Consider the following 22,730-nt stretch of genomic DNA (forward strand, 5'->3'; position numbering starts at 1 on the left):
ATGGGACGAACCGGCGGCGGCGTGTTCAATACGTTCCACCGGCGCGGCTCGAACCAGTGGGGCGGAAGCGCGCTCGTTCAAAGCCGGCCCAACTGGGGAGTCGGACAACTGTATTTCGCCGAACAGGCGGGCACGCCCAAACCAGACACCTACTACTGGACCTGGGCGGGCTCGGCGGGCGGTCCGATCGTTCGCGACAAGACGTTCTTCTGGCTGAGCACCGAGAGTTATCGCACGAACGAAGTCGTCAACACGGTTCTCCATCTTCCCACAGAGGCCGAAGCTCGCGGTGATTTCTCGCAATCGGGCGCCACCATCTACGACCCGTTGACTACCCGTCCCGATCCGGGCAACCCGGGGCAGTTTGTCCGCGATCCTTTTCCCGGAAACGTAATTCCCGCCGAGCGTCTCAATCCGGTGGGGCTAAACCTGGCCGCGGTGCTGGCCGCTCGCGGCTCGGGAGACGTCAGCGCCAACGGCGACACCAAAAACTCCGCCGACCAGTTCTCGTTCAACCTCAGCCACGAGTTCAAGCCATCCCACACGCTCACCGGCACCTACATGTACTACGACTCCAACGAACCGCCTGCCCAGTTCGATTTCGGTGGCCCATCCGACCCCAGCGTGTGGGACTTGTATCGCCAGGTCCATCTCGTGGCGCTCAACGACACCATCCTCGTCGGGAGCGACGGCGTGGTGACGCTCCGCTATGGGTACAACCGCTTCGTGAGCGATTTCCGCTCCCCGGACTTCGACGTAACGGATTTCGGTTGGTCCGAAAACTACGCCCGCCAGGTCGCCGAGAACGTCTTCCCGGTTATCGATGTGTTCGGCTACGGGTGGAATAACGGGGTGAGCGGCGGGTTTCGCACCGACGAGACTTACTACTCGCACAATCTCAACGGTACCGTCTCGAAGTTCATCGGAGCTCATACTCTGAAGCTTGGCGCCGATTTCCGCCGGTTGGGACTGAACGAGAGCGTTGCCTTTTTCCCTGCCGGACTCTACGAGTTCAGCGAGGGGTTCACCGAGGGGCCCGATCCCAATAACCCCGCATTGGGTACCGGTGACTCGCTCGCCACGCTGCTTCTCGGTTATCCGTCGTTCGGCACGCTCCAGAGCCCAGCCCCGCTCCAGAAGTTCATCGACTACTACGGCGTCTTCGTTCAAGATGACTGGAGGGTGAGCGACCATCTCGTGCTCAACCTCGGCCTGCGCATCGAGCACGAAACGGGACTCGCCGAGAAGAACAACCGACTCACCGTCGGCTTCGACCGCGAAACGCCCTGGCCAGTCCAACCGATCGAAGGGATGATTCTGCGCGGAGGCTTGATGTACGCCGGCGTGGACGGCTACCCGGAGCATCAAGGCGATCCTACCTCGTGGAAATGGGGCCCGCGCGCGGGCTTTTCCTGGTCGCTCGACGACAAGACGGTCCTCCGCGGAGGCTTGGGCCTTTTCTGGGCCCCCTACCAGCCAACGGCAGAAGGTGCCCGAGGGTTCGAGACCTCCAATACCTACTTCGCCAGCAACGACGGGGGCCTGACGCCAGCGGGCACGATCACCGACCCGTTCCCGAACGGGATCGAGCGACCTCTGGGAAGCAATCTCGGCTTGTTGACCGGCGCCGGCGGCGACATCGAGTTCGCGGATCAGTTTCGTCAATCACCCTATGTGCAGCAATACTCGATCGAGGTGCAGCGAGAGCTTCCCGGAGGGGTCGCGGGCTCCGTCGGTTACGTGGGAAGCCGCTCCGAGCGACTTGGAATCGGCGGGACATCCCCGGGCCAGGTGAACATCAACCAGCTCGATCCGAGTTTTGCATCACTCGGCCCCGCGCTCCAGGAGCAAGTGCCGAACCCTTTTTTCGGCAATCCGATCTTCGGCAACCTCAGCGAGAACCCGACCGTGGCTCGCGGACAGCTGCTCCGGCCGTATCCCCAGTTCCTCGACCTCTATGCCCAGCAGATGAGCGAGGGCAAGAGACGCTACCACTCGCTGGTGCTGTCGGGCGAGAAAAGATTCCGCGGTAGCTGGTCGTTCCGCGTCAATTACGTTTTCAGCAGGAACGACGACAACGTGTTCGGTGAAGGGAGCTCGTTCTCGCGCCGGACCGACAGCGCGCTCAATAGCTATGATCTCGAGCGGGAGTACGGCCGGTCCCTCTCCGATATCCCCCACCGCCTGAACATCTCCGGCATCTACGAGCTTCCGTTCGGGCGAGGCAAGCGCTGGCTCGATGGCAACGGCATCGCGAGCGCGATATTCGGCGGCTGGAGTTTCTCTGCCACCGGCTTCTACCAGAGCGGGTTCCCGGTTTCGGTGCTTCAATCGCCGAACAACACCGGTTTGTTCACCGACATCCAACGGCCGAACGTGGTGCCGGGAGTCGACGCGGGGCCGAGCGGAAGCGTCACCGACAACCTCGATCGCTACCTCGACACGGATGCCTGGACTCAGGCAGGCGCGTTCACCTTCGGAGATGCGCCGCGCACCGACACCCGCGTGCGCACGCCGGCTCGCAAGAACTGGGACATCGCGTTCCAAAAGACAGGTCGCATTGGACGGGGCAACCTGTCGTTCCGTTTCGAGATCATCAACCTGTTCAACACCCCCAGCTTCACTGGACCGCAAAATGTGTGGGGCCGGAGCAATTTCGGACAGATCACCAGCGTGAACGGATTCCCGCGCCTTTTGCAGATCGGATTTCGCTACAACTGGTAGCGGTGGTGCTGATGGTGACCGGCGCCAGACGATCCTATCGACGCGAGCTTCCGCCTCTTGCTCCGGCGAGTCGAGCAGCTCTACCCACCGTCGGAGAGAGACGCCTGTAAATACGGACCGGATGCTTGACAGGGTCGACGGGCCCTATCAAGATCCAGGCGCTCGGTCGCCATATGCCGTCATGCAAGCCTCATCTACTCGATTCTGACCCGCGAGCAGAATGGATCCGTTCATGTCACACGTGCTCCGTGGTAATCGCCGGCCAATCCTCTTCGTGGTCCTGGTTCTGGCAAATGCCCCCCTGTGGTCGAAGGGGTCGGACGAGGCGGGCGCGCAGACGCGCGAGCAGCGCGGTGTTCCCACGGGGGACGTCGAGAGCTGGTTCCTCCAATGGCCGCTACCAGACGGTGCCAAACAGTACGCCGACATCGATGGCCGGCGCATGCATGCCCACGTCGTCGAGCAGGCGGAGATCTCCCGACGCTACCGCGATCAAGTTCATCCGAAATTCTGGGGTCGCATCATCGGAACCTCGTCCGATGCGGAGAGCGCCGACTGGCTGTCGGGCAAGTTCCGCTCGGCCGGGCTCTCCGATGTGCGCATCCAGAAGTTCGACCTCCTGCCGCAGTGGTTCCCGCAGTCGTACCGGGTCACCATCACCGCCGGGGACAAGACCGTAGAGCTCGTTTCGGCTCAGCCTTTCTACCGGTCAGTCGGCACGCCGCCCGGGGGCGTGGAGCTCGAGGCGGTCTACGTCGGGCTGGGGAGCGAGGCAGACTTCATCGGTCGCGACGTCACGGGGAAGGCCGTGTTCACCTACAGCATGCTCGGTGCGCCGAGCGAGAACGCGTGGCGCCTAGCCGAGACCAAAGGTGCGGCGGTCGTGTTCGACGCCCAGATGCTCCCCGGCAACATGCGCTACCAGGCGTACCCGTCGGGCACAAACATCCCCGCTTTCACGCTCGGCGGTACAGACGGGATGGCCGTGCGCGACATGATTGCTTCCGCGTCACCGGGGCATCCGGTGCGGGTGAACGTTCACGCGGGCGTCGAGATGGTTTCGAATCTCCAGACCGCGCTCGTTTGGGGCACGTTGCCGGGCGCGTCGGACGAGACCATCTATCTCATCGCCCATCGTGACGGTTGGTTCGACGCCGCCGGCGACAACGCATCGGGGGTCGCATCGATCATCGGTCTCGCCGAGCACTATTCCAAGATCCCGCAGGTGGAGCGCCCTCGCACCATCGTTTTCGTAGGGCTCGACGGCCATCACAACTCCGGCGAAGGCTCGGGTGTGGGGCGAAACTGGATGGTGGACAACCGTGAGCAGCTCTTCGGCAAGACGGCGCTCATGATCAACGCCGAACATCCCTCGACGGTCCAAACGACGACCCGACCGCGGTACATGCGGGGCGAGATCTTCGACCAGGAGCTCGTCTGGACAAACACCTACACCGGGCAGCAATGGTACGCCGGAGGACCGTCTCGGCCCGAGCTCGAGCGGATCGCGCTCGACGCGTTCCGCGAGTTCGGGGTAACGGTCTATCCCGACCCGAATCCCCGTCCTCCAGCCGGTGACCTGGGGCGTTTCTACACCTTCCTCCCGGGCGTAGCGACCAGCGAGTTCCATCATTATTTCCACACCGACCTCGAGACTCCGGAGACCGTGCCCTGGACCGGGCTCGAGGCAACGACGCGGGCGTACGCGCGCATCATCGACGAGGTCAACAAACTGCCACTGAGCGCGTTGCAGCGGCCCGAGGAGACGCCGAACCCATGAAGGTCATGTCCCTTGCTCTCGCGCTCGCGTGTGTCGGATCACTCTGGGTGGTGGACGGCGTAGGACAAGCTCAACCGATCCCGACGGCCGACGTCCAGGACGACTTCCTCCCCTGGCCGCTGCCGCCCGGCGCGGAGGACTACGCCGACATCGACGGCAGACGCATGCACCGCTACGTGGTCGAGCAGGCCGAGATCGCGCGCCGCTACCGCGACGCGGTGCACCCCAAGTTCTGGGGTCGCATCATCGGGACGTCCGCCGACGCCGAAAGCGCCAGCTGGCTCGCCGACAAGTTCCGGACCATCGGGCTCTCCAACGTCCGGATCCAGAGCTTCGAGCTGGTGCCGCAATGGTTCCCAGGCGAGTACGAGGTCACGGCTCGTTCGGGAAGCACTACACTCGAGCTCGCATCCGCGCAGCCGTTCTACCGATCCGAGGGCACGCCTGCTTCCGGGCTCGACCTCGAAGCCGTCTACGTGGGGCTGGGCCGCGAGGCCGACTACCTCGGACGCGACGTGCGCGGAAAGGCGGTGTTCCTCTACAGCATGCTCGGGCTCCCCGACATCTGGCAGGAGGAGACGATCCGCCGCGCGGCGGACAAAGGGGCCGCGGCGATCTTCAATGTTCACATGCTGCCGGGCTCGATGCGGTATCAGGAATACCCGAGGCCGACGGGCGGCGCCCCCGGATTCACCGTCGGCGGCGACGAAGGGTTCGAGGTCGAGCGGCTGATAGCTGCCGCGCCATCCGGGCAACCCGTTCGCGTGAGCGTCCGCCTGGAGACCCGACTGGTGCCCGATCTCGAGACCGCGATCGTGTGGGGCACCCTCCCGGGTGCGAGCGACGAGACCATCTTCCTGATCGCTCACCGTGACGGCTGGTTCGACGCGTCGGGAGACAACTCCTCGGGCGTCGCTTCGATCATCGGGCTGGCCGAACACTACGCGAAGATTCCCGAGGCCGAGCGTCCACGCACGATCGTCTTTCTCGGCATCGATGGCCACCACAACTCGGGCGAAGGATCCGCCGTCGGGCAACGGTGGTTGTCCGAGAATCGCGCCGAGATCTTTGCCAAGACCGCCCTCATGATCAATGCAGAGCATCCTTCGACGGTTCTGACCATGCTGCGGCCTCGATACACGGACCTGAGTGGTGTGGAAAACGAGAACCAGATGTTCTGGACGACGGCGTACACGCCGCAGCAGTGGTACGCCGGCGGACCCTCCCGGCCCGAGCTACAGCGGATCGCGGTCCACGCCTTCCGAGAGTTCGGCGTTACCACGTTCATCGATCCCCTGCCCGAGCCGCCGGCCGGTGACCTGGGCCGGCATTATCGCTACGTGCCGGGCGTCGCGACGAGCGACTTCCATCACTACTTTCACACGGACCTGGAAACGCCGGAGACCGTGCCCTGGACCGGGCTCGAGGCCACCACCCGAGCCTACGCGCGGATCATCGACGAGGTGAACAAGAGACCGCTGAGCGTCTGGAAGCGCCCGGAGGAGCCGGGCAACCCCTAGTCTTCGAGGATCTTCTTTGCGGCATTGCGCCACTGTCGCCGTCCTCGAGCGTGGTCATCGTTCTGAGGTCCGCCGACTCTCAGAACTTTTCCCCAAGAGAAAAGTGCGTGCTATCATTGATAGCACGGAAGGAATTATGGCTCAGCTGATTGTTCGAAACGTGGACGAAGACATCGTGCGGCGTCTGAAACTGCGGGCCGCAGAGCACGGCCGCTCAGCAGAGGCCGAACATCGGGAGATTCTTCGGAAGGCTCTCCAGGGGAGTGAGAACGGGCGCTCACTGAAAGAGTTTTTGCTCGAAATGCCGGATGTGGGAGACGACGAGGATTTTGCGCGCGCCCGCGATGTCGGCCGCAAGGTCGAGCTTTGAGCTTTCTCGTCGATACCAACGTCATCTCCGAGCTTCGCAAGCGCGAACGTTGCAATCAGAACGTCGCCAAGTGGTATGCGCAGGTTGCGGAAGACGACGTGTTCCTGAGCGTGCTAACGATAGGCGAGATTCGTCGCGGTATCGAGAACATCCGGCGACGCGACGCTCCATCTGCCGGCGCTCTAGATGCTTGGCTATCTGCGCTCATTGCGAATCACTCGTCAAGGCTTCTTCCCATTATCGAAGCGATCGCGGACGAATGGGGGCGTCTGTCGGTTCCAGATCCGCTCCCGGTCGTCGATGGTCTTCTCGCAGCGACTGCCAAGTTTCACGGATTAACGCTCGTCACCCGGAACGTCGACGACGTCCGCGCGACAGGAGTCCCATTACTCAATCCGTTCGAGCCCGGGGCATAAAGTATACGCAGCGGTAGACCTCGCCGTGGCCCGCGCGAGACGACCAGAGCAGAGGACAAAGTGATACGGAGTATGTCGCCGAAAACGTTACGCCTTCTTTGCCTTCGCCGCGCGTAGCGCCTCCTTAAAGCGCGCCAGTCCTTCCTCCAATACGGGCGGGTTCATCCCGAAGCCGATCCGAAACGAATCGGGCTCGCCGAAGAACCGGCCCGGCGCCACGAGGGTGTCACGCGCCTTCAGTTCCTCGACGAGATCATCGACCGACACCCCTCGCAGCTGTACGAAACCCACGGTGCCGGCGTCCGGCGGTGTCCACGAGAGCTCGGATTGTTCCGCGACGAACGCCTCGACGAGGCCGAGGTTGGCCGTTACCGCCTTGGTCGGCGCGGAGGAGAGCTCGGCGACGTGCTCGAACGCCTTGAGCGCCAGCCGCTCGCTCGCGTGTGCCGTCTTGACAGAGAACAAGTCCACGAGCCGCCGCAGTCGCTCGGCGATCGGCGGGTCGGCGAGAATCCAGCCGGCCCGAGCCGCGTCCAGGCCGTAGGCCTTGGTGAGGCTCCGGGTTGTGACGAAGCGCGGAGACAGGAGCGTCGCGGTCCTCTCGCCCTTGTCGTGGAGCCATTCGAGATACACCTCGTCGACGAGCACGTGGAAGTTGCGTTCCTCCGCGAGTCGACCGATCGCTTTCATTGTGCTGCGCGCGGCCAGCCGACCCGAAGGGTTGTGCAGATTCGAAAGGATGACGAGGCGTGTTCGTTTCGTCAGACGATCCTCGATTCGTTTGGGATCGAGGCGGTAGCCTGTATCTCGCGAGCGACCGAACGAATCGACGTCGGCGTGGAAGTAAGACGGGAGCAGTCGAAGAGGCTCGTAGCCGGGGTGCTCGACCAGCGCGACGTCTCCCGGCTCGAGGAAGAGGGCGCAGACGAGATGGTTGGCCATGGAAGCACCCGCAGCGACAACGACGTGCTGCGCGGTGACGCCGTATCGGTCGGCAATCCGCTCGCGAAGGGGCATCCAGCCGTCCTCGTGGTCTTCGGTGAGCGCCCAGTCGTCCGCGCTCATCTGAAGCGCGGAGAGAGGCGGTGGCGGCACTCCGCTCGAGGCGAGGTTGTACCGGACGCCGTGATGGGCTTTTGCCCAGGCGATGTAGGGACTCTCGAGCGGTCGCTGGCTCATCCGTCCTTCCTTTTCCAGAACAGAAACACGGGAACGCCGAGCCCGATGAGGACGGTTCCGATGGCGGCATTGGTGGGATTCGAAAGCACCGAGCTCACGACGGCGAAGATCGAGATCAGGACGAAGAACGTGGGCGTCCAGGGGTATCCCCACACATACACGGCCGTCCCGTTTGGCGCTGCGCCCCGGCGGCGGTAGATGAAGAGTGTCGCCACCGTCAGCCCAAAGAAGATCCAGTCACCGAACACGACGTAGTCGAGAAGCTGACCATAGGTTCCGCTGAGAATCAGAACCACGGCCCAGATTCCCTGAACCACGATCGCTCCAGCGGGCGTGCGATATCGCGGATGGAGTCGAGCGGCGGCCGCGAAGAACACCCCGTCGTCCGCCATCGCCTGGTAGATCCTGGGGCCGGCAAGAATCACGAGACTCAGGAATCCGAACGTCGAGCACATGATTCCCACACCCATGAGGGAGCCGCCCATGGGACCGACGACTGCAGTCATCGTGTCGGCGGCGGGCGCCGTGCTACTCGCCAGCCCTTCGACTCCGAGCGCATGCAAGTAGGCAACGTTGGCGAGCATGTACACGGTCACGACGACGGTGACGCCGGCAAGGAGCGCTCGCGGAAGGTTTTCTTCCGGACGCGCGATCTCACCTGCCACATGATTCGAGTGCTGCCAGCCTCCATACGAGAAGAGCACGGGTAGGAGCGCCGCACCCACAATGCCGAGCAAACCCCCACTTCCAGCCGCGTCCGGTTCTGTGCTTGCGAGAGCATCGAGCTCGCCCCCCCTTGATACGAAGATGAGGCCGGTCGCGATGAGCGCTGCCAGCGCGGCCAGTCGAAGCACGGTGAAGATGTTGATCGTCGTTGCGCCGGGTCGGATCCCGAGAGTGTTGATCGCAGAGAGAAGAAACAGCGCCCCGATGGCGACCGGCTTGATGTACAGCTCGGGGAGAGCGGCCAGCCGGCAGGCGTAACCGGCGAACGTCATCCCGACCGCCGCGATACCGCCGCTGTTCACCACGACCAGATACGTCCAGCCATACAAGAACGCAGGCAGCGGACCGAAAACCTCCCTCAGGTATACGTAGCTGCCACCCGCCTGTGGGTGGCGGGCCCCGAGCTCGCCGAAGCACATCGCGCCGATGAGCGCCACCGCACCTCCGATCGCCCAGACCGTGAGCGTCAACCCTGCGGTGCCAGTGCGTTCGGCAACGATGGATGGATTGAGGAAAATGCCCGCACCGATGATGCCGCCGATCACGAGCATCGTGCCGTCGAACAGATTGAGCCGGCGATCGTAGGTCGTGCGCGATTCGGCCAAGCGGCGATGCTACGATGCAGGATTCAATAGAGCAACCTGGCGCAGGAAATCTGCTGCTTTCGGCAGTGGCACCCGGCGGGCTCCAATTCTCGGCTGTAGACGGCGAGCTGCCGCGTTGGTGTCCGAATGGGAATTTACTCGAGGGCTTCGCGGATTTGCTCGAGCGCGGCCGGGTCCTCGATGGTCGTCAGATCGCCGGGATCGCGCTTCTCGGCGAGCGCCTGGATCGTCCGGCGCAGCACCTTGCCCGAGCGCGTCTTGGGAAGCGCCGTGACGAAGAACACCCGCCCAGGGCGACCGATGGCGCCGAGCTGCCTGTCGACCGTCTGCAAGACCTCGCGTTCCAGCTTCTCGCGCGCCTCATTCGTCGCGATCGACGCCGGGTCCTTGACGACGGCGAAGGCCACGGGGAGCTGTCCCTTCAACGAATCCGTGACGCCGACGACCGCGCATTCGGCGACGCCCGTGTGCATGTTGATCGCTTCCTCGATCTCGCGCGTGCCGAGGCGATGCCCCGCCACGTTGATCACGTCGTCGGTGCGGCCGAGGATGAAGTAGTAGCCGTCTTCGTCGCGGATGCCCCAGTCGAACGTCGTATAAATCACCTTGTCCTTGAAGCTCGTGAAGTACGTATTCACGAAGCGATCGTCGTCTCCCCACACCGTGCTCATGCAGCCCGGCGGAAGGGGCGGGGCGATGGCCACGACCCCTTTCTCCCCGTCCGGCACCGGATTCCCCGTACCCTCCTCGAGGAGTTGGACGTCATACCCGTACACCGGAAAGCTCGGCGAGCCCATCTTGAGCGGTGTCTTCTCGACACCGGGGTGCGGGGACAAGAGCGGCCATCCCGTCTCGGTCTGCCAGTAGTGGTCGATCACCGGACGGCCGAGCGACTCGGTAGCCCAGCGGTGGGTCGGCTCGTCGAGCGGCTCACCGGCGAGGAAGAGGTGCTTGAGCGAGCTCAAGTCGTGCTTGCGGATGAAGCCGACGTCGTGCTTTTTCAGCACGCGGATCGCGGTGGGGGCCGAGAACATCACGTTTGCCCGGTGGTCCTCGACGATCTTCCACCACACGCTGGCGTCCGGGCGTATCGGCACGCCCTCGTACAGGATGGTCGTCATGCCGGCGAAGAGCGGGCCGTAGATGATGTAAGAGTGCCCCACCACCCAACCGATGTCCGAGGTGGTGAACATGGTCTCCCCCGCCTCACCGCAGAAGATGTACTTCATCGAAGATGCGAGGGCCACCGCGTGGCCGCCGACGTCACGTTGCACGCCCTTGGGCTTTCCGGTCGTGCCCGAGGTGTAGAGGATGTAGGACGTCTCGTTCGATTCCAGCCAGGCGCAGGGCACCCGTGCACCCGCGTGCTCGCTCGCAAGCTCCGCCCAATCCACGTCGCGCCCGGGAGTGATGGGCATCTCGGGATCGAGTCCGCGGCGGAAGAGCAGCACGCGCCGCGGCGGGTGCTCGGCGAGCTCGAGCGAGGCATCCACCAGCTTCTTGTAGAGAACGGTCTTCCCCATGCGGCTTCCGCCGTCGGCGGTGATCATCAGTGTGGGCTTCGCGTCATCGATGCGCGCGGCGAGGCTCGCCGCGGCGAAGCCACCGAAAACAACCGAGTGGATCGCGCCGATGCGCGCGCACGCGAGGATCGCAAAGCAGGCCTCGGGGATCATCGGCATGTAAATGATGACCCGGTCGCCGCGGGTAACACCGAGCGACTGAATCATGGCCCCGGCGCGATTCACCTCTTCGTCTAGCTCGCGATAAGTGAAGTGCTTCTCCGCGTCCACTTCGGTCGAGATCCATATCAGCGCCTTCTGTTCGCCGCGCGCGGCGAGGTGCCGGTCGACAGCGTTGTAGCAGAGGTTCGTCTCGCCACCGACGAACCACTTCGCGAACGGCGGCCGCGAATAGTCCAGCACCTTGGAGAAGGGTCTCTCCCAGTGTATGCGCGTCGCTTCCTCCGCCCAGAAACCCTCGCGGTCCTCGATCGAGCGGCGGTGGAACTCCCGGTAGGCGGTCATGCGCTCATGTCCACGACGATGCGGCGCGTGATCTTCGCCTCGATGAAGTCGTCGAACACCGTCGGCAGATCGGCAAAGGGTATCGTGCGCGCCATTTCATTCAGCAGCGGCGGGCGCATGTCGGTAGCGAGCCGCCGCCACACCTCGCGCTCGAGCTCGGGCGAAAGTGCGTCGGTGGAGTTGATGCCGAGGAGGCTCACGCCTCGCAGGATGAATGGCAAAACCGTGGTCGTCAGGTTTGGGCTCGCGGCGAGACCGATCGAAGCAACGACGCCGTTGGGCTTCATCGTGCTCAGAATCCACGCGAGGACCTCTCCGCCGAGGCTGTCTACCGCGCCCGCCCAGGTCGACTTGTCGAGCGGACGGATCTTGGCCAGGTCGAGGCTCTGGCGCAGCAGGATGTCCTTCGCCCCCAGCCTCTTCAGCCACTCGGCCTCGCCGTCCTTGCCGGTGAGCGCGGTGACTTCGTAGCCGAGACTGGTGAGTGCGGCGAGCGCGATGGACCCGACGCCGCCGGTCGCGCCATCCACGACCACCGGGCCGTTTCCGGGCTTCGAGCCGTTCAGCTCCATTTTCTGGATCGCCAGGGCTGCCGTGTAGCCTGCCGTGCCGAGGGCCATCGCTTCCCAGAGCGTCATGCCCTCGGGAAGCTTCACCGCCCAGGCGGCGGGGATGCGTGCGTATTCGGCGAAGCCACCGTCGTGCTTCACCCCGAGCAGGCGCCCGACCGCGAGCACGGAATCGCCTTCGGCGAAGCCTGGCACCGACGAGGAGACGACCGTTCCCGCAAGGTCGATGCCACCGATGCAGGAGGGGCGCATCAGGATCCGGCCCTTGCCGGTCCCGGCGAGCGCGTCCTTGTAGTTGACGTCCGAGTAGGCGACGCGCACGACCAGCTCGCCCGGGTCGAGCTCGTCGAGCGAGCACTCGACGAACTGCGCGGTGACCTTCTTGTCGGCTTCGCTCAGCCGGAACGCCTTGAACTTATCCACGCATCCTCCTCACTTCCAGCTCCGAACACCACGTTGACCCACATCGTAAATCACATCCACCCGGCAGGCGAAGCGTCGCGCACCACTCGAATACCAGATCCGGACGAGTAGCGGACGTCAGAGAACGGCGTATTACCGGAGCAAGTATTGGTAGAACGGGTCGTGCGTGCACCGGCGACCTCTTGACCGATTCTGCTGACGGCGCAAACGAAAAACCCCTTTGGAGTTCTCTCGGGTTGGATGTAGCCTTTGTCATGCTGGACGCCTTCACCACGCCCGAGGCTTGGATAAGCCTCGCGACTCTGACCGCGCTCGAGATCGTACTCGGGATCGACAACATCGTTTTCATCACGCTGCTCGCGGGGAAGCTTCCGCCGTCCCAGAGGCATGCAGCCACCCGTTTCGGGCTCGCAGGCGCCCTCGTCACGCGACTGCTGCTCCTCCTCACGCTGCGCTGGGTGATGAAGCTCTCGACCCCCCTCTGGACCGTTCTGGACCATCCCGTCACCGGTCGCGACCTCGTTCTGATCCTGGGGGGACTCTTCCTCGTTGCCAAAGCCACGATCGAGATTTACGAAAAGGTCGAAGCCGCACACCCCCTGGGGAAGTCGCAGGTGGGCGGGGGTAAGGGCCGCATGCTCTCGATCGTTCTCCAGATCATGCTGCTCGATATCGTCTTCTCGCTCGATTCCGTGATCACGGCCGTGGGCATGGTCTCACAGATCGAGATCATGGTCGTGGCGGTCGTCATTGCCATCGTGGTCATGCTCGTCTTTGCCGCGCCGATCGGGGACTTCGTGGAGCGCCACCCGAGCATCAAAATCCTCGCCCTGTCCTTTCTCGTCATGATCGGGGTTCTGCTCGTCGCCGAGGGAACGGGGCAGCACTTCAACCGGGGTTACGTTTACTTCGCCATGTTGTTCAGCCTGACGATCGAGCTTTTGAACATGCGCTACCGCTCGCGCCACATGGAGAGATAGGAGCCCCGATCCGAAGCGGCTTACCTCTCGACATGCGCTTCGAGCTCCGCGAGATACCGGTGGGCCTCGGGATTCTCGGAGTCGACCTCCGTGAGACGCCTCGCATAATCAATCGCCTTGGACCAGTCCTCGAGCTCGCGATGGAGGTGGGCCAGCGCGAGGAGCAGATCGCGATCGTAAGGATGGCGGTCGATGGCGGCGGTGAACACTGCGGCGGCTCCGTCCAGGTCGCCCGTGCTCTGGAGCGCGACCCCATGCACGTAGCTGAAGCGCGGCTCCTCGGGCTGGAGCATGGCCGCCCGAGCGAGCTCGGGCAGGGCTTCCTGGGCGCGCCGTTGTCGAACGAGCGTCAGGCCCAGCGCATGGTGAAGGGCGGGGTCGTCGGGTAGCCTCTCGAGAGCTTGCCGGAGAAGCGCTTCCCCCTCGTCGTCCATTCCTTCGACACGAAGCAGATCCGCCAGATTCACGTAAGCCCCTGCGAAGTCAGGGTCCACCCGAATCGCGGTCTCGAAGGCACGTCTCGCCTGAGGACGCTCGCCCAGGGCGAGATGCAGATTGCCCAGGTTCAAGTGGGATTCGGGCCAGTCGGCGTTTCGGAGCTGGGCGTCACGAAACTCCGCGATGCCCTCTTCGCGCGCCACAGCCTGTTGCGGGGTGAAGAGCTCCTTGGGGACCGTTCCCAGGACGCGAGCCGCCTCGATCCGAACCGAGGGCATCGGGTCGCGCAGAAGGGGCACCACGAATTGGTGGCGCTCCGCCGGCGTCAACCCTTCCGCACTCTCGACCGCGCCCATTCGCACGAGGGGGTCGGGATCCGTGCGGGACTCCAAGAGAGTGGTTCCCGCACCCCCGGCAGGAAACGCGGCCATCATCGACAGGGCCGTGGCCCGCACAATCGCTGGGAGCTCCGCATCCCCTGCGAGCCTATCGAGTCCGCGACCGGCGGACGGTGCACCACGCCGGGCGGCCGCGAGGGCCTCCCCATAGTGAGGCGAGACCTCCTCCCCGTACCATCGAACCACTGCCTCTCGAGCCCAGGCGGGATCTCGGTCGCGATGGCAGCCGCTGCAGGCGTTCGGCACTCCAATATCGAGGGAGAGATCGGGCCTCGGAATGCGGAAACTGTGATCGTGTCTCGGGTCGACGACCATGTAGGTACGAGCCGGCATATGACATTCGACGCAAGACGCACCGGCAGAACCTGGCGAGTGATGATGATGGGAGGTGGAGTCGAACTTCTCGGGCAAGTGGCACCCGGCGCAAACCGAGTTGCCTTCACCACGGACGGTAAGGGCATGAGGATCGTGACAGTCCTTGCAGGTCACTCCCCGCTGATACATCTTGCTCTGGAGAAACGAGCCGTAGACGTAGACCTCCTCCAAGATCTGTCCGTCGGGGAAGTAGAGAGGCTCCGTGAGCAGGGCGGGTCGATGCGAAGCCATGAGCGGCTGACCGTGCTGGTAGCCCGCCCGCTGCGGCGATCGGCGTGCGTGGCATCGCGCGCAGGTCTCGATCTCCATTCGGGACGAGCGCGCGGGCGACCGCGTCGATAGGCCGGTCTCCATATCCATCATCCAGGTCCCGCCGTCATCGTCCGAGAGGCTCACGGTGAGGCCGTTTTGCGCCGGTCGATTTCCTTCTTCGGTCTCCGCCCAGGCGACGTGACGCGAGCCCGGCCCGTGGCAGGCCTCGCAGGCGACGTCGATCTCGGACCATTTCGTTTCGTAGCCGTCGACGTCGACGTCGAAGCCCTTTTCGAGAGCCGTCGAATGGCACTCGGCACACATCAAATTCCAGTTCTGGCGCAGCTTCGTCCAGTGGAGGGGATCTCGATGATCGATCGTCTCGTCCGGGTAGAGGTGGAACCACCTTTGGCCGCCAACCGCCTCGGGCCGGGTGTCCCAGGCGATGCTGAGCGCCTGATACCGGCCTTTGGGGAACGCGACGAGATATTGCTGGAGAGGATCGGCTCCAAACGTGTACTCGATCTCGTACTCGGCGAGCTGGCCGTCGGGCCCATCCGTCTCGACGAGGAATTTACCGTCGCGTTTCGAGAAGGTCGACGTCACTCCGCGGTTTGCGAATTGCACTCCGGAAAAATCGCCCTTCACCGTCGCCTCGGTGGCAGGCTCCATCGCGAGGTCGTGATGGGAGCCCTCCCAGAGCTCCTCCTGCGCCGGGTGGCAGCGAGCGCACGTTTCTCGTCCGACGAACGTCGAAGACTCCTCGTTCCGTGAGCTCTCCTCGGGCGCGCGGCCGCAAGCGAGTAACCCTGCCAAAACGAGGATGCCCCATCGACTCGGTCGAGACACGGGCCCCAATCCTAGCATCGACCCCGGTCATCGAGCCACGAACGATGAGTGTTTGTCCTCAACGGCTAAGTCGTGGGAGGCGCTCGGTCGTGCGAGTCTGATGAGAGGGGTCAGACGCGAGTGAGTTGCGGTAGGTTATCGAAGTGTTGATCCCGGTCGCAGAGAACGAGGTCGTGCGGTAGCACGAGCGCGGCGATCCACATGTCGTTGGTCGGAATTGGCGTTGCCTGGCGGCGCAGCTGCCGATAAACCGTAGCGTAGTGGTGCGTCGTTTGCTCGTCGGCGTAGAGCAAATCGACCCCGTCCTTTGCAAGGAAAGCACGCAAGTTCCGCTCGTTCTTCGCGCCTTGCTTTCCGACCGCGAATCCTGCCCGCAACTCTCCCAACACGATAAACGGAAGATAGACGTCCTGCGCGGTCTCGAGGATCTCGCGAACCGCCGTCTCACCGCGGGCGAAATCGCTATACCGATTCGTATCGAGCGCGACCCTCATTTCCAGAGCGACTCGTCGACTGTGTCCTGGTCGGCAATTGCTTGCTTGAACTCCGGATCCTCGACCCACTTCCCGGCGAGATCGCCCAGGTTTCGATGGCGCACGGGCTCTTCGGCGATTCCCAACGCCCTTGTGAGGGCCTCGATAGCAACCTGGTTAAGACTCTTGTTTTGCGTTCGCGCAAGCCGGCGAAGGGCCTCATCTAGGCGCTTCGGGACATTGCGAATCGTGTACTGCATGCAAAGATTGTATTCGATGCCTACATAATATGAAAACGCACTCCGGGTAATCCGTGATTCCCAGAACCGTACGCGGCGGTCCGGCGTTACCCGGGGCTTCTCCAACCTTAGTCCTATCACTCCGCGCGACCGACGGGGGAACAACCGCAGCTTCGCCAGGCGCTCGTGGAAAGCGGCCCGGTCTCGGCAGGCTGGGCCGTAGTTTTTCATCAGCCTGCTAAGCCCATGCCTCACGACCAGTGGGCCGCGGCTTTTTCCGCCAGATCGATCAATATCTCCTCGTCCGCTTCCTCTGCTTCAGAGATAACCCTCAGCTCTTCCTCGCCACGGAACACGCGAATGGCGTTGTCGTCGGCGACGTACATGGACCAATCGCCCGGTCCCTCGAGAGGCCGGAAGCGATCGCGTGGCGGATTCTCACCACCGAACTCTTCTCCGTACTCGAAGACGAAATCCTCGTAAGAGCCCAGGGTCGTCTCGCGAAGCACGAGCTGCACCAGGCTTCCCGATCCGTCCGGAGCCGCCCAGGTGCAGCTGGCGATTCCCTCGCTTCCCCGCTGGGGCTCTCCCGGAGCCAGTCCAAGCACGTCTTCGATCTCGGCGGCGGTCAAAAAGCTACAGACGTCGACCTCAGGAGGTGGCGCTTCCGAAGGAGTCTCTCGAGGGACATCCCCACAGCTCGAGAAGATGGCCAAAATGCCCGCGATGAGTGCGGATCTCAAATAACCGGTGTTCATTCTCTCTCCTCTCATCTTCGTTCGGCGCTCGAACCACACGCTGTTGGAGCTCCTGTCCTTGGCGGCGAACGGATTCTAACCCCGATCGCAACCGCCCGAACCCCTCCGATCGTGTGATCCCGCAATCTGCTTGCGCGTCGGACCCCACTTTGGGCCTGCAGTCCCTTCGAGATGAATAATGATGAATGACGATCCACCGGGAGGATCGGCGATGATCCAATGGCTCCAGACTTTCGCGTCGGGGCGATTCGTTTCGTCGCTTCTCTACGGTCTCAGCGCTGGCGATCCCGCTACTTTGTTCGCCGCCGCCGGTGGGCTCGCAGTCAGCGCGATCGTGGCGGGCCTTCTACCGGGGTCCCGGGCGGCTCGGGTCGATGCGATGGAGTGCCTCCGCGCCCCGGAGTAGTTGGAAGACGCATGAATCGCCACGGTCGGGCACGGGCGAGAGCGGCCCGCGCCCGACCGCGAGGAGTGCCGCGCACGAAAGTCGCAACCCTCCGTGATTCTACGCCAGGCTAGAACCGGAAGCTCACGCCCCCGGTCATCTCGAACTGGTTCGCGTACTGAGAGTCGCCAACGACGTAGCAACCGTAGAACCAGTACGGCGAGCACCAGATCCCCGCGGGGTCGCTCTTGATATAGTTCGGAGTCCAGCGAGCCATCGCGGTGAATCCCACCGATTGGCTGGGGTAAACCTTCACGCCTCCGCCCCAGGTGCTGGAGAACCGTGACACGCTGTCGATCGAAAAGCCGCCGATGTCTGCCGGGGCGAAATTCGTGACTCCGAGACCGCCGAAGAGAAACGGGCGAGCAATCGCACTTTCATCCAGCCAGTTGTAAGTGAAGATCCCATGATAGTTATCGACGTCCATGTCGGTGAATTCGGTGGCCGTCCCGTTCTTGGCTTCGAGCTTGCTGGACTGTCGCGCCCAGAGAAACCCGACCTCGACCTGCTCCGTCACGAACACCCCGAATTGAATGCCGAACCCCATGCCGCTCTTGGGATTGATCGAATCGTAGATCTGTCCTCCCGCGACGAACGGATCGACGGTTACCCCGTCGCTCAACGTGTATCCGAAGAAGGGGTTGACCTCGACTCGCTTCTCCTGGGCGAAAGACGACGACGCCACCGCGACAAACGAGACGGCGACGATCAAACTGCTCATCTTGAACATTCTGCTCCTCATAGTGTTGCTCCTTGAATCTCTAACCAACTGCCAGCTTCCTACTCGACAGTAATCATGAGCGCGGCGGTGTAGGTGATATCGACTTTGTCTCCAACTTTGACTCCCTCGACGAGTTTCTTGTCATCGACTTTGAAGCTCATCGTGCTGCCGTCTTCGGTTACGACCGTCACCGCGGGCACCGCGGGGTCGATGGCTTTGATCGTTACCGTGGCCGACATCTGCTGCGACATCATCCCCGAAGGTTTGGGGCCGGTGCCCCGAACCAGAGTGGGTGTTCCCTCCGACTTCGAGGGAGGAGCTTCGCCCGCCTTGCGGATCTGTGAGACGAGCGATTCGTAAACGCGAAACGTGACGGTGTCGCCGACTTTCAGCTCGTCGAAGCGCTTCACCTCCGGTCCAGCGTAGATCGTCTCGACTTCTCCGTCTTCGCTCACCAGGGTGACGAGTCGGTAGTCATGGTCGATCGCCCGGATTTTCGCGGTGAGCTCCACGACTTCGCTTTGGATCGTCTTCTGGGGTAGCGCGCTCGCCAGGGCTACGACGAACAGGACACCGAACGAGAATCCTGCGAGCTCTGTTGCCTTCATGGATCGATTGCCTCCTTGGCTCGAGTGACTAGCGCGGCTTCGACGCATAGGGGTTTCCACCGAGCGCGTTCGAGATATCCGCGATCGCTTTTTGAGCCCGAACGCTGTTGCCCGCCTCATCGAGAGGCGGTGAGATGACGGCGATCCCGAATTTGCCCGGGGAGACGGCGATGATGCCGCCGCCGACGCCGCTCTTACCCGGAAGACCGGTCTGGAACAGCCACTTCCCCGAGTCATCGTAGAGTCCCGCCGTAGCCATCACAGCGAGGACCTCGGGCACGTTCTCGGCCTTCATCACCTGTTTGCCCGTTACCGGGTTCTTTCCGCCGTTCGCGAGCGTCGCCGCCATCGTGGCGAGGTCCTGGGCGTTGACGTTCACCGAGCACAGCTCGGTGTAGATGTCGGTCGCTTGCATCGGGTTGTCCTTGATATAGCCGTAGGCATACATCAGGTAGCCGATCGCCTGATTGCGCTGGTTGGTCTCGGCTTCGGACTTGAACACTTCCTGGTTGACGGCGAGGCTCCTCCCGGCGAAGTCGGAGTAGAAGCCGAGAATGCTCTTCCAGATTTCATCCCGGGTCGAGCCCTTGACCATGCTGGTGGTGGCGATGGCGCCGGGGTTGACGAGCGAGTTCATCTCCGGCCCGCCAAGGACCTTCTGCGACAGCTCGATCGATACGATCGAGTTGAAACGCATTCCGGTCGCGTCGACTCCGATCGTGTTCGCGATCGCCTCCGGCCCCTGCTCCTCGAGCACCTTTGCCAGCGTGAAGACCTTGGAGATCGACTGGATCGAGACCTCGGACTTGACGTCTCCCGCCGTATAGACCTTTCCGTCGGTCGTCACGAGCGCGATCCCGTAGATATTCGAATCCACTTTGGCGAGCGCGGGGATATAGTCGGCGTTCTTTCCTTCCCTCAGTCCCTGATACTTCGAATGCGCCGCCTTCAACGCGGCTTCGATCTCGGACGCCGTCTGGGCGGAAGCCGCGGCCGCGACAAAGGTGAACAAGGCGAGGCCCCTTGCGATTCTTTTGCAAATCATCACTGTCCTCCTAATCTGTGCGAAAAGTTGTATTTCGCCGAGAACTGGAAGCGCACGTCGTCGTAGCTCCAGCCATCGGAGAAGTTCTCACGTCGGCCCCACTGGAGCTCTCCGCCGACGAAGAAGTTCGGCGCCGGGTAGTACAGAAGGTTCCCGAGCGCGTAGTGGCCGGTCCTGAAGGCGTTCGCCGCTTGACCGTCGGTGTTGTCGATGTCGAGGAGAGAGTAGCCGAAAGAGCTCGTCCACTTGTCGTTCCAGGTGCGGTCGTAGAACAAGACCAGCCCGAGCAGGGGAAGCGCCTTGCCCACGATCGGCGTGACCGGATCTGAGAAATTGTTCTGGATCCCGATGTCCACCGGGGCGTCGTTCATGTAGTTCTGGATTCCCTCGCCATACACCAGGGATGCGCGGATCGTATCTTTCTCGAGCTTGTAGTTGGTGCTGATGTTGATACCCCAGCCGTTAGCGCTTCCCGTGAGGTCGAACCGATCGTCGTTCAGGTCTTCCCACTCGATTCGGCGGTACATTCCCGCTACCTGGAGGTGGCCCCATTCGCCCGTTCTCCGGACGTGACCCGAGAGGTCCGGCAGCGGGAAATGAGGATCGATACCTTCGAGCTCGATGCGGTTCGCGTACACGCCCTGGTCGGCGCTGGCTCCCGGCCTCTCGATTCCAATGACGATGCTGGTCTCACCCTGGAGCGGCATGAAGCGCACGTGAACGTTCCGGAAGAACACCATCCCGTTCGGGCCCCAGTACTCGATGGAGTTGGGGAAGACGTCGATATCCATGAAAGGGCTCCAATACTGGCCCGCCCCGAACCGGCCCACCTCTCCATAGGCATGGCGAAGCCGGAACGTCGTCTGCCCCGCGTCCACCCCCGTTCCGAAGAGCTCGAACTCGAACGTCGTCCGGAGCTCGCCCAGATCGGTGGGAAAGTAGTTCTTCACTCCGAGGCGAGTCTGCCGCACGCTGGCGAACCAGTTGCCTTCGGCACCGAATTCGTTCTCGAAGGCGGGAAGCTTGACCGGCCGCACCACGTCGAACCAGTCGGGATCGTTCGCCCCCGACTGGTAGCCGGTATCCAACATGATGAAGCCGTAGATGTCCATCCGCGGCTTCGGCTCGTCTTGCTGAGCCGGTTGAGATTCCGCTTTCGCATCTTCTGCGCGGGCGCTGGCGGCACCGGCGATCGCCAGCAACGCGACGAGAAGTCCTGATGATTTCCAGCAGCTCATTTCACGTTGTCCCTTTCCCAGGCCCTCACTCTTCGCCTGGCTTCGTCGAACAGTCTCTCGTAGTTCCCCTTGCGCAGCTTCTCGCTTGCCTCGGGCGAGAGTTGCGCGAACAACGGTGCGTACATGCCGAAGACCTTCAGGTATTTCTCTTGAACCTGCGGCGCCACTTCATCGGTTCCGAAGAGAAATCGATCGGGGTAGCGATTGATGACGTCGGCGGTTCTCTTCGTCGCCTCCGGAGTCGCCGTGGCGTACTTGGCGACCTCGTCCCACGAAATGTCCATGTACACGTGGCTCAGAGCGGGATCGGTGCACACCTTCTCGACGATCGCCGCCTGCTCCGCGTGAGGTCGGACGATCCGGCCGAGGCCGATGTGGGCCCAGATGATCGTGGTATTCGGGTGGCGCGCGAACAGGGCCTTCATCTGCGCGAGCAGGTACGGCTCCTGGCCCGCCCGTGGAAACGGCATGTCGATGTCGTTATGGAGGATCACCACGAGACCGACTTCACCGGCGAAGTCGAGGACGCGGTCGAGCGCCGGGTTCGTGAGGCTCGCGGTCTCGCCGGCGATTTTCGCCGAGACGAACTCCTTGTGGATGGTGAACTCCCCGATGCCAGAGAAGACTCCGGGAAACGTCTCGAGCACCCGGCGGATGTGGTCGGCAGCGTACATGTCCGCCGGGTTGAACCCCGTGATCATGGGATCCAGCCGCGCCCGGTCTTCGGTCGAAAGCGACCTGTAAGCCATGGCGATGTAGGCGTCGGTGAAGGAGTAGTAGTAGAGGGGCGCATCGGTCTGGAGGTAATACACTGGGGCGAAATCACCCGTATTCGCGTAGGACCACTGCTGCTGGAGAGGGATGCCGAAGATCGTCGACCGTCCCACCTTGTCTCCCATGATCTTCAAGAAGTCGCTCATCTCGGTGCCTTCCTGGATGTAGTTCGTGAGATGAAAGTGAGCGTCGTGGAACTCGTACGCGGTCTGCGCTCGCGCCGGAGCGACGCCGAAGGCCGCCAGGACGAGGCTCAGAGTCGCGCGTTCGAGCCTGCTCATGATGTGCCTCTCAAAAATTCATCTCCAGGTTCGTGTGGAAGACGCTGCCGTTGCCGCCGACGGGATAGGGAACGGCGGTGTAGCCCACGGGGCAGTTGTTCAGATGGATCCACTCGGCGTTGAGTCGGAGCCCCCGCTCCTTGACGAAGTACCAGTTGGCGCCGGCGCGCACCTCCGAGGCGTTGCCGTAGCGTCCCCGGATCGCCGAGCCGCTCAAATACGCTTGAAGCGTCTTCGGGACGAGCATCCCCGAGGACTGCACCTGGAATCCGTGGTCGGCGATGTCGGCGATGCCGGAGGTGTTCGGGCCCTCGAAGTCGCCGAGCCACCGCCAGTAGTATTCGGCCTCGAGCGAGATGCCACGATACTTGACACCAGCATCGAGGCTCACCATGTCGTAGTCCACTTTGTCCACGACGATCCCCGGTCCGAAGAGGTTCGGCGTGAAGATGACGCTTCCGTCGGTGAGTCGGATCTGGCTGTTCTCGATCGAATCCGTTCCTGGCTGACTCTGCTT

Annotated in this window: 21 protein-coding genes; 7 read left to right on the top strand and 14 right to left on the bottom strand. The window is 63.0% G+C overall.

Going from position 1 to position 22,730, the window contains the following annotated elements; translation table 11 throughout:
• The 5 genes from VEK15_17940 to VEK15_17960 form a co-directional block, all read left to right on the top strand.
• A partial coding sequence (locus VEK15_17940; GenBank protein ID HXV62586.1) for a hypothetical protein occupies window positions 1-2,724 on the top strand: 2,724 nt, incomplete at its 5' end.
• A 232-nt stretch (window positions 2,725-2,956) separates the two neighbouring features.
• The gene (locus tag VEK15_17945; protein ID HXV62587.1) at window positions 2,957-4,504 is read left to right on the top strand and encodes a M28 family peptidase; all 1,548 of its coding nucleotides are present in this window, start codon (window positions 2,957-2,959) and stop codon (window positions 4,502-4,504) included.
• The gene (locus VEK15_17950; protein HXV62588.1) at window positions 4,501-6,024 is read left to right on the top strand and encodes a M28 family peptidase; all 1,524 of its coding nucleotides are present in this window, start codon (window positions 4,501-4,503) and stop codon (window positions 6,022-6,024) included. The genes VEK15_17945 and VEK15_17950 overlap by 4 nt, the downstream gene beginning before the upstream one ends.
• A 160-nt stretch (window positions 6,025-6,184) precedes the next feature.
• Window positions 6,185-6,394 (top strand): DNA-binding protein, encoded by a 210-nt coding sequence (locus tag VEK15_17955; protein ID HXV62589.1) that lies wholly within the window; start codon window positions 6,185-6,187, stop codon window positions 6,392-6,394.
• Window positions 6,391-6,810 carry a type II toxin-antitoxin system VapC family toxin gene (locus tag VEK15_17960; GenBank protein HXV62590.1) on the top strand — a complete coding sequence of 140 codons (420 nt, stop codon included), beginning with the start codon at window positions 6,391-6,393 and terminating at the stop codon, window positions 6,808-6,810. The genes VEK15_17955 and VEK15_17960 overlap by 4 nt, the downstream gene beginning before the upstream one ends.
• An 87-nt stretch (window positions 6,811-6,897) precedes the next feature.
• Here the strand turns inward: VEK15_17960 and VEK15_17965 are convergent, their stop codons facing one another.
• The 4 genes from VEK15_17965 to VEK15_17980 all read right to left on the bottom strand — a co-directional run bounded on the left by VEK15_17965 (window position 6,898) and on the right by VEK15_17980 (window position 12,339).
• A complete protein-coding gene (locus VEK15_17965) occupies window positions 6,898-7,989 on the bottom strand; it encodes a pyridoxal phosphate-dependent aminotransferase (GenBank protein ID HXV62591.1) in 1,092 nt (363 codons plus the stop codon).
• Window positions 7,986-9,320: an amino acid permease gene (locus VEK15_17970; protein HXV62592.1), complete on the bottom strand. Its 1,335-nt coding sequence runs from the start codon at window positions 9,318-9,320 to the stop codon at window positions 7,986-7,988. Before VEK15_17970 ends, VEK15_17965 begins: the two co-directional genes overlap by 4 nt.
• A gap of 134 nt (window positions 9,321-9,454) precedes the next feature.
• Complete coding sequence (locus VEK15_17975; GenBank protein ID HXV62593.1) at window positions 9,455-11,347, bottom strand: propionate--CoA ligase; 1,893 nt, start codon at window positions 11,345-11,347, stop codon at window positions 9,455-9,457.
• Window positions 11,344-12,339 carry an acryloyl-CoA reductase gene (locus VEK15_17980; protein ID HXV62594.1) on the bottom strand — a complete coding sequence of 332 codons (996 nt, stop codon included), beginning with the start codon at window positions 12,337-12,339 and terminating at the stop codon, window positions 11,344-11,346. The genes VEK15_17975 and VEK15_17980 overlap by 4 nt, the downstream gene beginning before the upstream one ends.
• Before the next feature lie 254 nt (window positions 12,340-12,593).
• Here VEK15_17980 and VEK15_17985 point away from each other — a divergent pair, with 254 nt between their 5' ends.
• Complete coding sequence (locus tag VEK15_17985; protein ID HXV62595.1) at window positions 12,594-13,319, top strand: TerC family protein; 726 nt, start codon at window positions 12,594-12,596, stop codon at window positions 13,317-13,319.
• A 20-nt stretch (window positions 13,320-13,339) separates the two neighbouring features.
• Here VEK15_17985 and VEK15_17990 read toward each other — a convergent pair whose 3' ends face one another.
• The 4 genes from VEK15_17990 to VEK15_18005 form a co-directional block, all read right to left on the bottom strand.
• The gene (locus VEK15_17990; GenBank protein HXV62596.1) at window positions 13,340-15,631 is read right to left on the bottom strand and encodes a tetratricopeptide repeat protein; all 2,292 of its coding nucleotides are present in this window, start codon (window positions 15,629-15,631) and stop codon (window positions 13,340-13,342) included.
• 110 nt (window positions 15,632-15,741) lie between these two features.
• Window positions 15,742-16,125, bottom strand: coding sequence for a type II toxin-antitoxin system VapC family toxin (locus VEK15_17995; GenBank protein HXV62597.1), 384 nt, complete (start codon window positions 16,123-16,125; stop codon window positions 15,742-15,744).
• On the bottom strand, window positions 16,122-16,364 hold the full coding sequence (locus VEK15_18000) for a hypothetical protein (protein HXV62598.1): 243 nt from the start codon (window positions 16,362-16,364) through the stop codon (window positions 16,122-16,124). Before VEK15_18000 ends, VEK15_17995 begins: the two co-directional genes overlap by 4 nt.
• Window positions 16,365-16,594: 230 nt before the next feature.
• Window positions 16,595-17,101, bottom strand: a complete 507-nt coding sequence (locus tag VEK15_18005) for a hypothetical protein (protein ID HXV62599.1) — start codon at window positions 17,099-17,101, stop codon at window positions 16,595-16,597.
• Window positions 17,102-17,312: 211 nt separating this feature from the next.
• Here VEK15_18005 and VEK15_18010 point away from each other — a divergent pair, with 211 nt between their 5' ends.
• On the top strand, window positions 17,313-17,507 hold the full coding sequence (locus VEK15_18010; GenBank protein ID HXV62600.1) for a hypothetical protein: 195 nt from the start codon (window positions 17,313-17,315) through the stop codon (window positions 17,505-17,507).
• A 109-nt stretch (window positions 17,508-17,616) separates the two neighbouring features.
• Here VEK15_18010 and VEK15_18015 read toward each other — a convergent pair whose 3' ends face one another.
• The 6 genes from VEK15_18015 to VEK15_18040 form a co-directional block, all read right to left on the bottom strand.
• Window positions 17,617-18,267 carry a hypothetical protein gene (locus VEK15_18015; protein ID HXV62601.1) on the bottom strand — a complete coding sequence of 217 codons (651 nt, stop codon included), beginning with the start codon at window positions 18,265-18,267 and terminating at the stop codon, window positions 17,617-17,619.
• Window positions 18,268-18,326: 59 nt separating this feature from the next.
• Window positions 18,327-18,875, bottom strand: coding sequence for a hypothetical protein (locus VEK15_18020; GenBank protein ID HXV62602.1), 549 nt, complete (start codon window positions 18,873-18,875; stop codon window positions 18,327-18,329).
• Window positions 18,876-18,903: 28 nt separating this feature from the next.
• Window positions 18,904-19,920, bottom strand: a complete 1,017-nt coding sequence (gene glsA / locus VEK15_18025) for a glutaminase A (GenBank protein HXV62603.1) — start codon at window positions 19,918-19,920, stop codon at window positions 18,904-18,906.
• Window positions 19,920-21,158, bottom strand: a complete 1,239-nt coding sequence (locus tag VEK15_18030) for a DcaP family trimeric outer membrane transporter (protein ID HXV62604.1) — start codon at window positions 21,156-21,158, stop codon at window positions 19,920-19,922. Before VEK15_18030 ends, glsA begins: the two co-directional genes overlap by 1 nt.
• A complete protein-coding gene (locus VEK15_18035) occupies window positions 21,155-22,213 on the bottom strand; it encodes an amidohydrolase family protein (protein HXV62605.1) in 1,059 nt (352 codons plus the stop codon). The genes VEK15_18030 and VEK15_18035 overlap by 4 nt, the downstream gene beginning before the upstream one ends.
• A 10-nt stretch (window positions 22,214-22,223) precedes the next feature.
• Window positions 22,224-22,730, bottom strand: a 507-nt coding sequence (locus VEK15_18040) for a hypothetical protein (GenBank protein ID HXV62606.1), incomplete at its 5' end; no start/stop codon positions are given.

This window comes from Vicinamibacteria bacterium (assembly GCA_035620555.1).
In the GTDB taxonomy this organism is placed as follows: domain Bacteria; phylum Acidobacteriota; class Vicinamibacteria; order Marinacidobacterales; family SMYC01; genus DASPGQ01.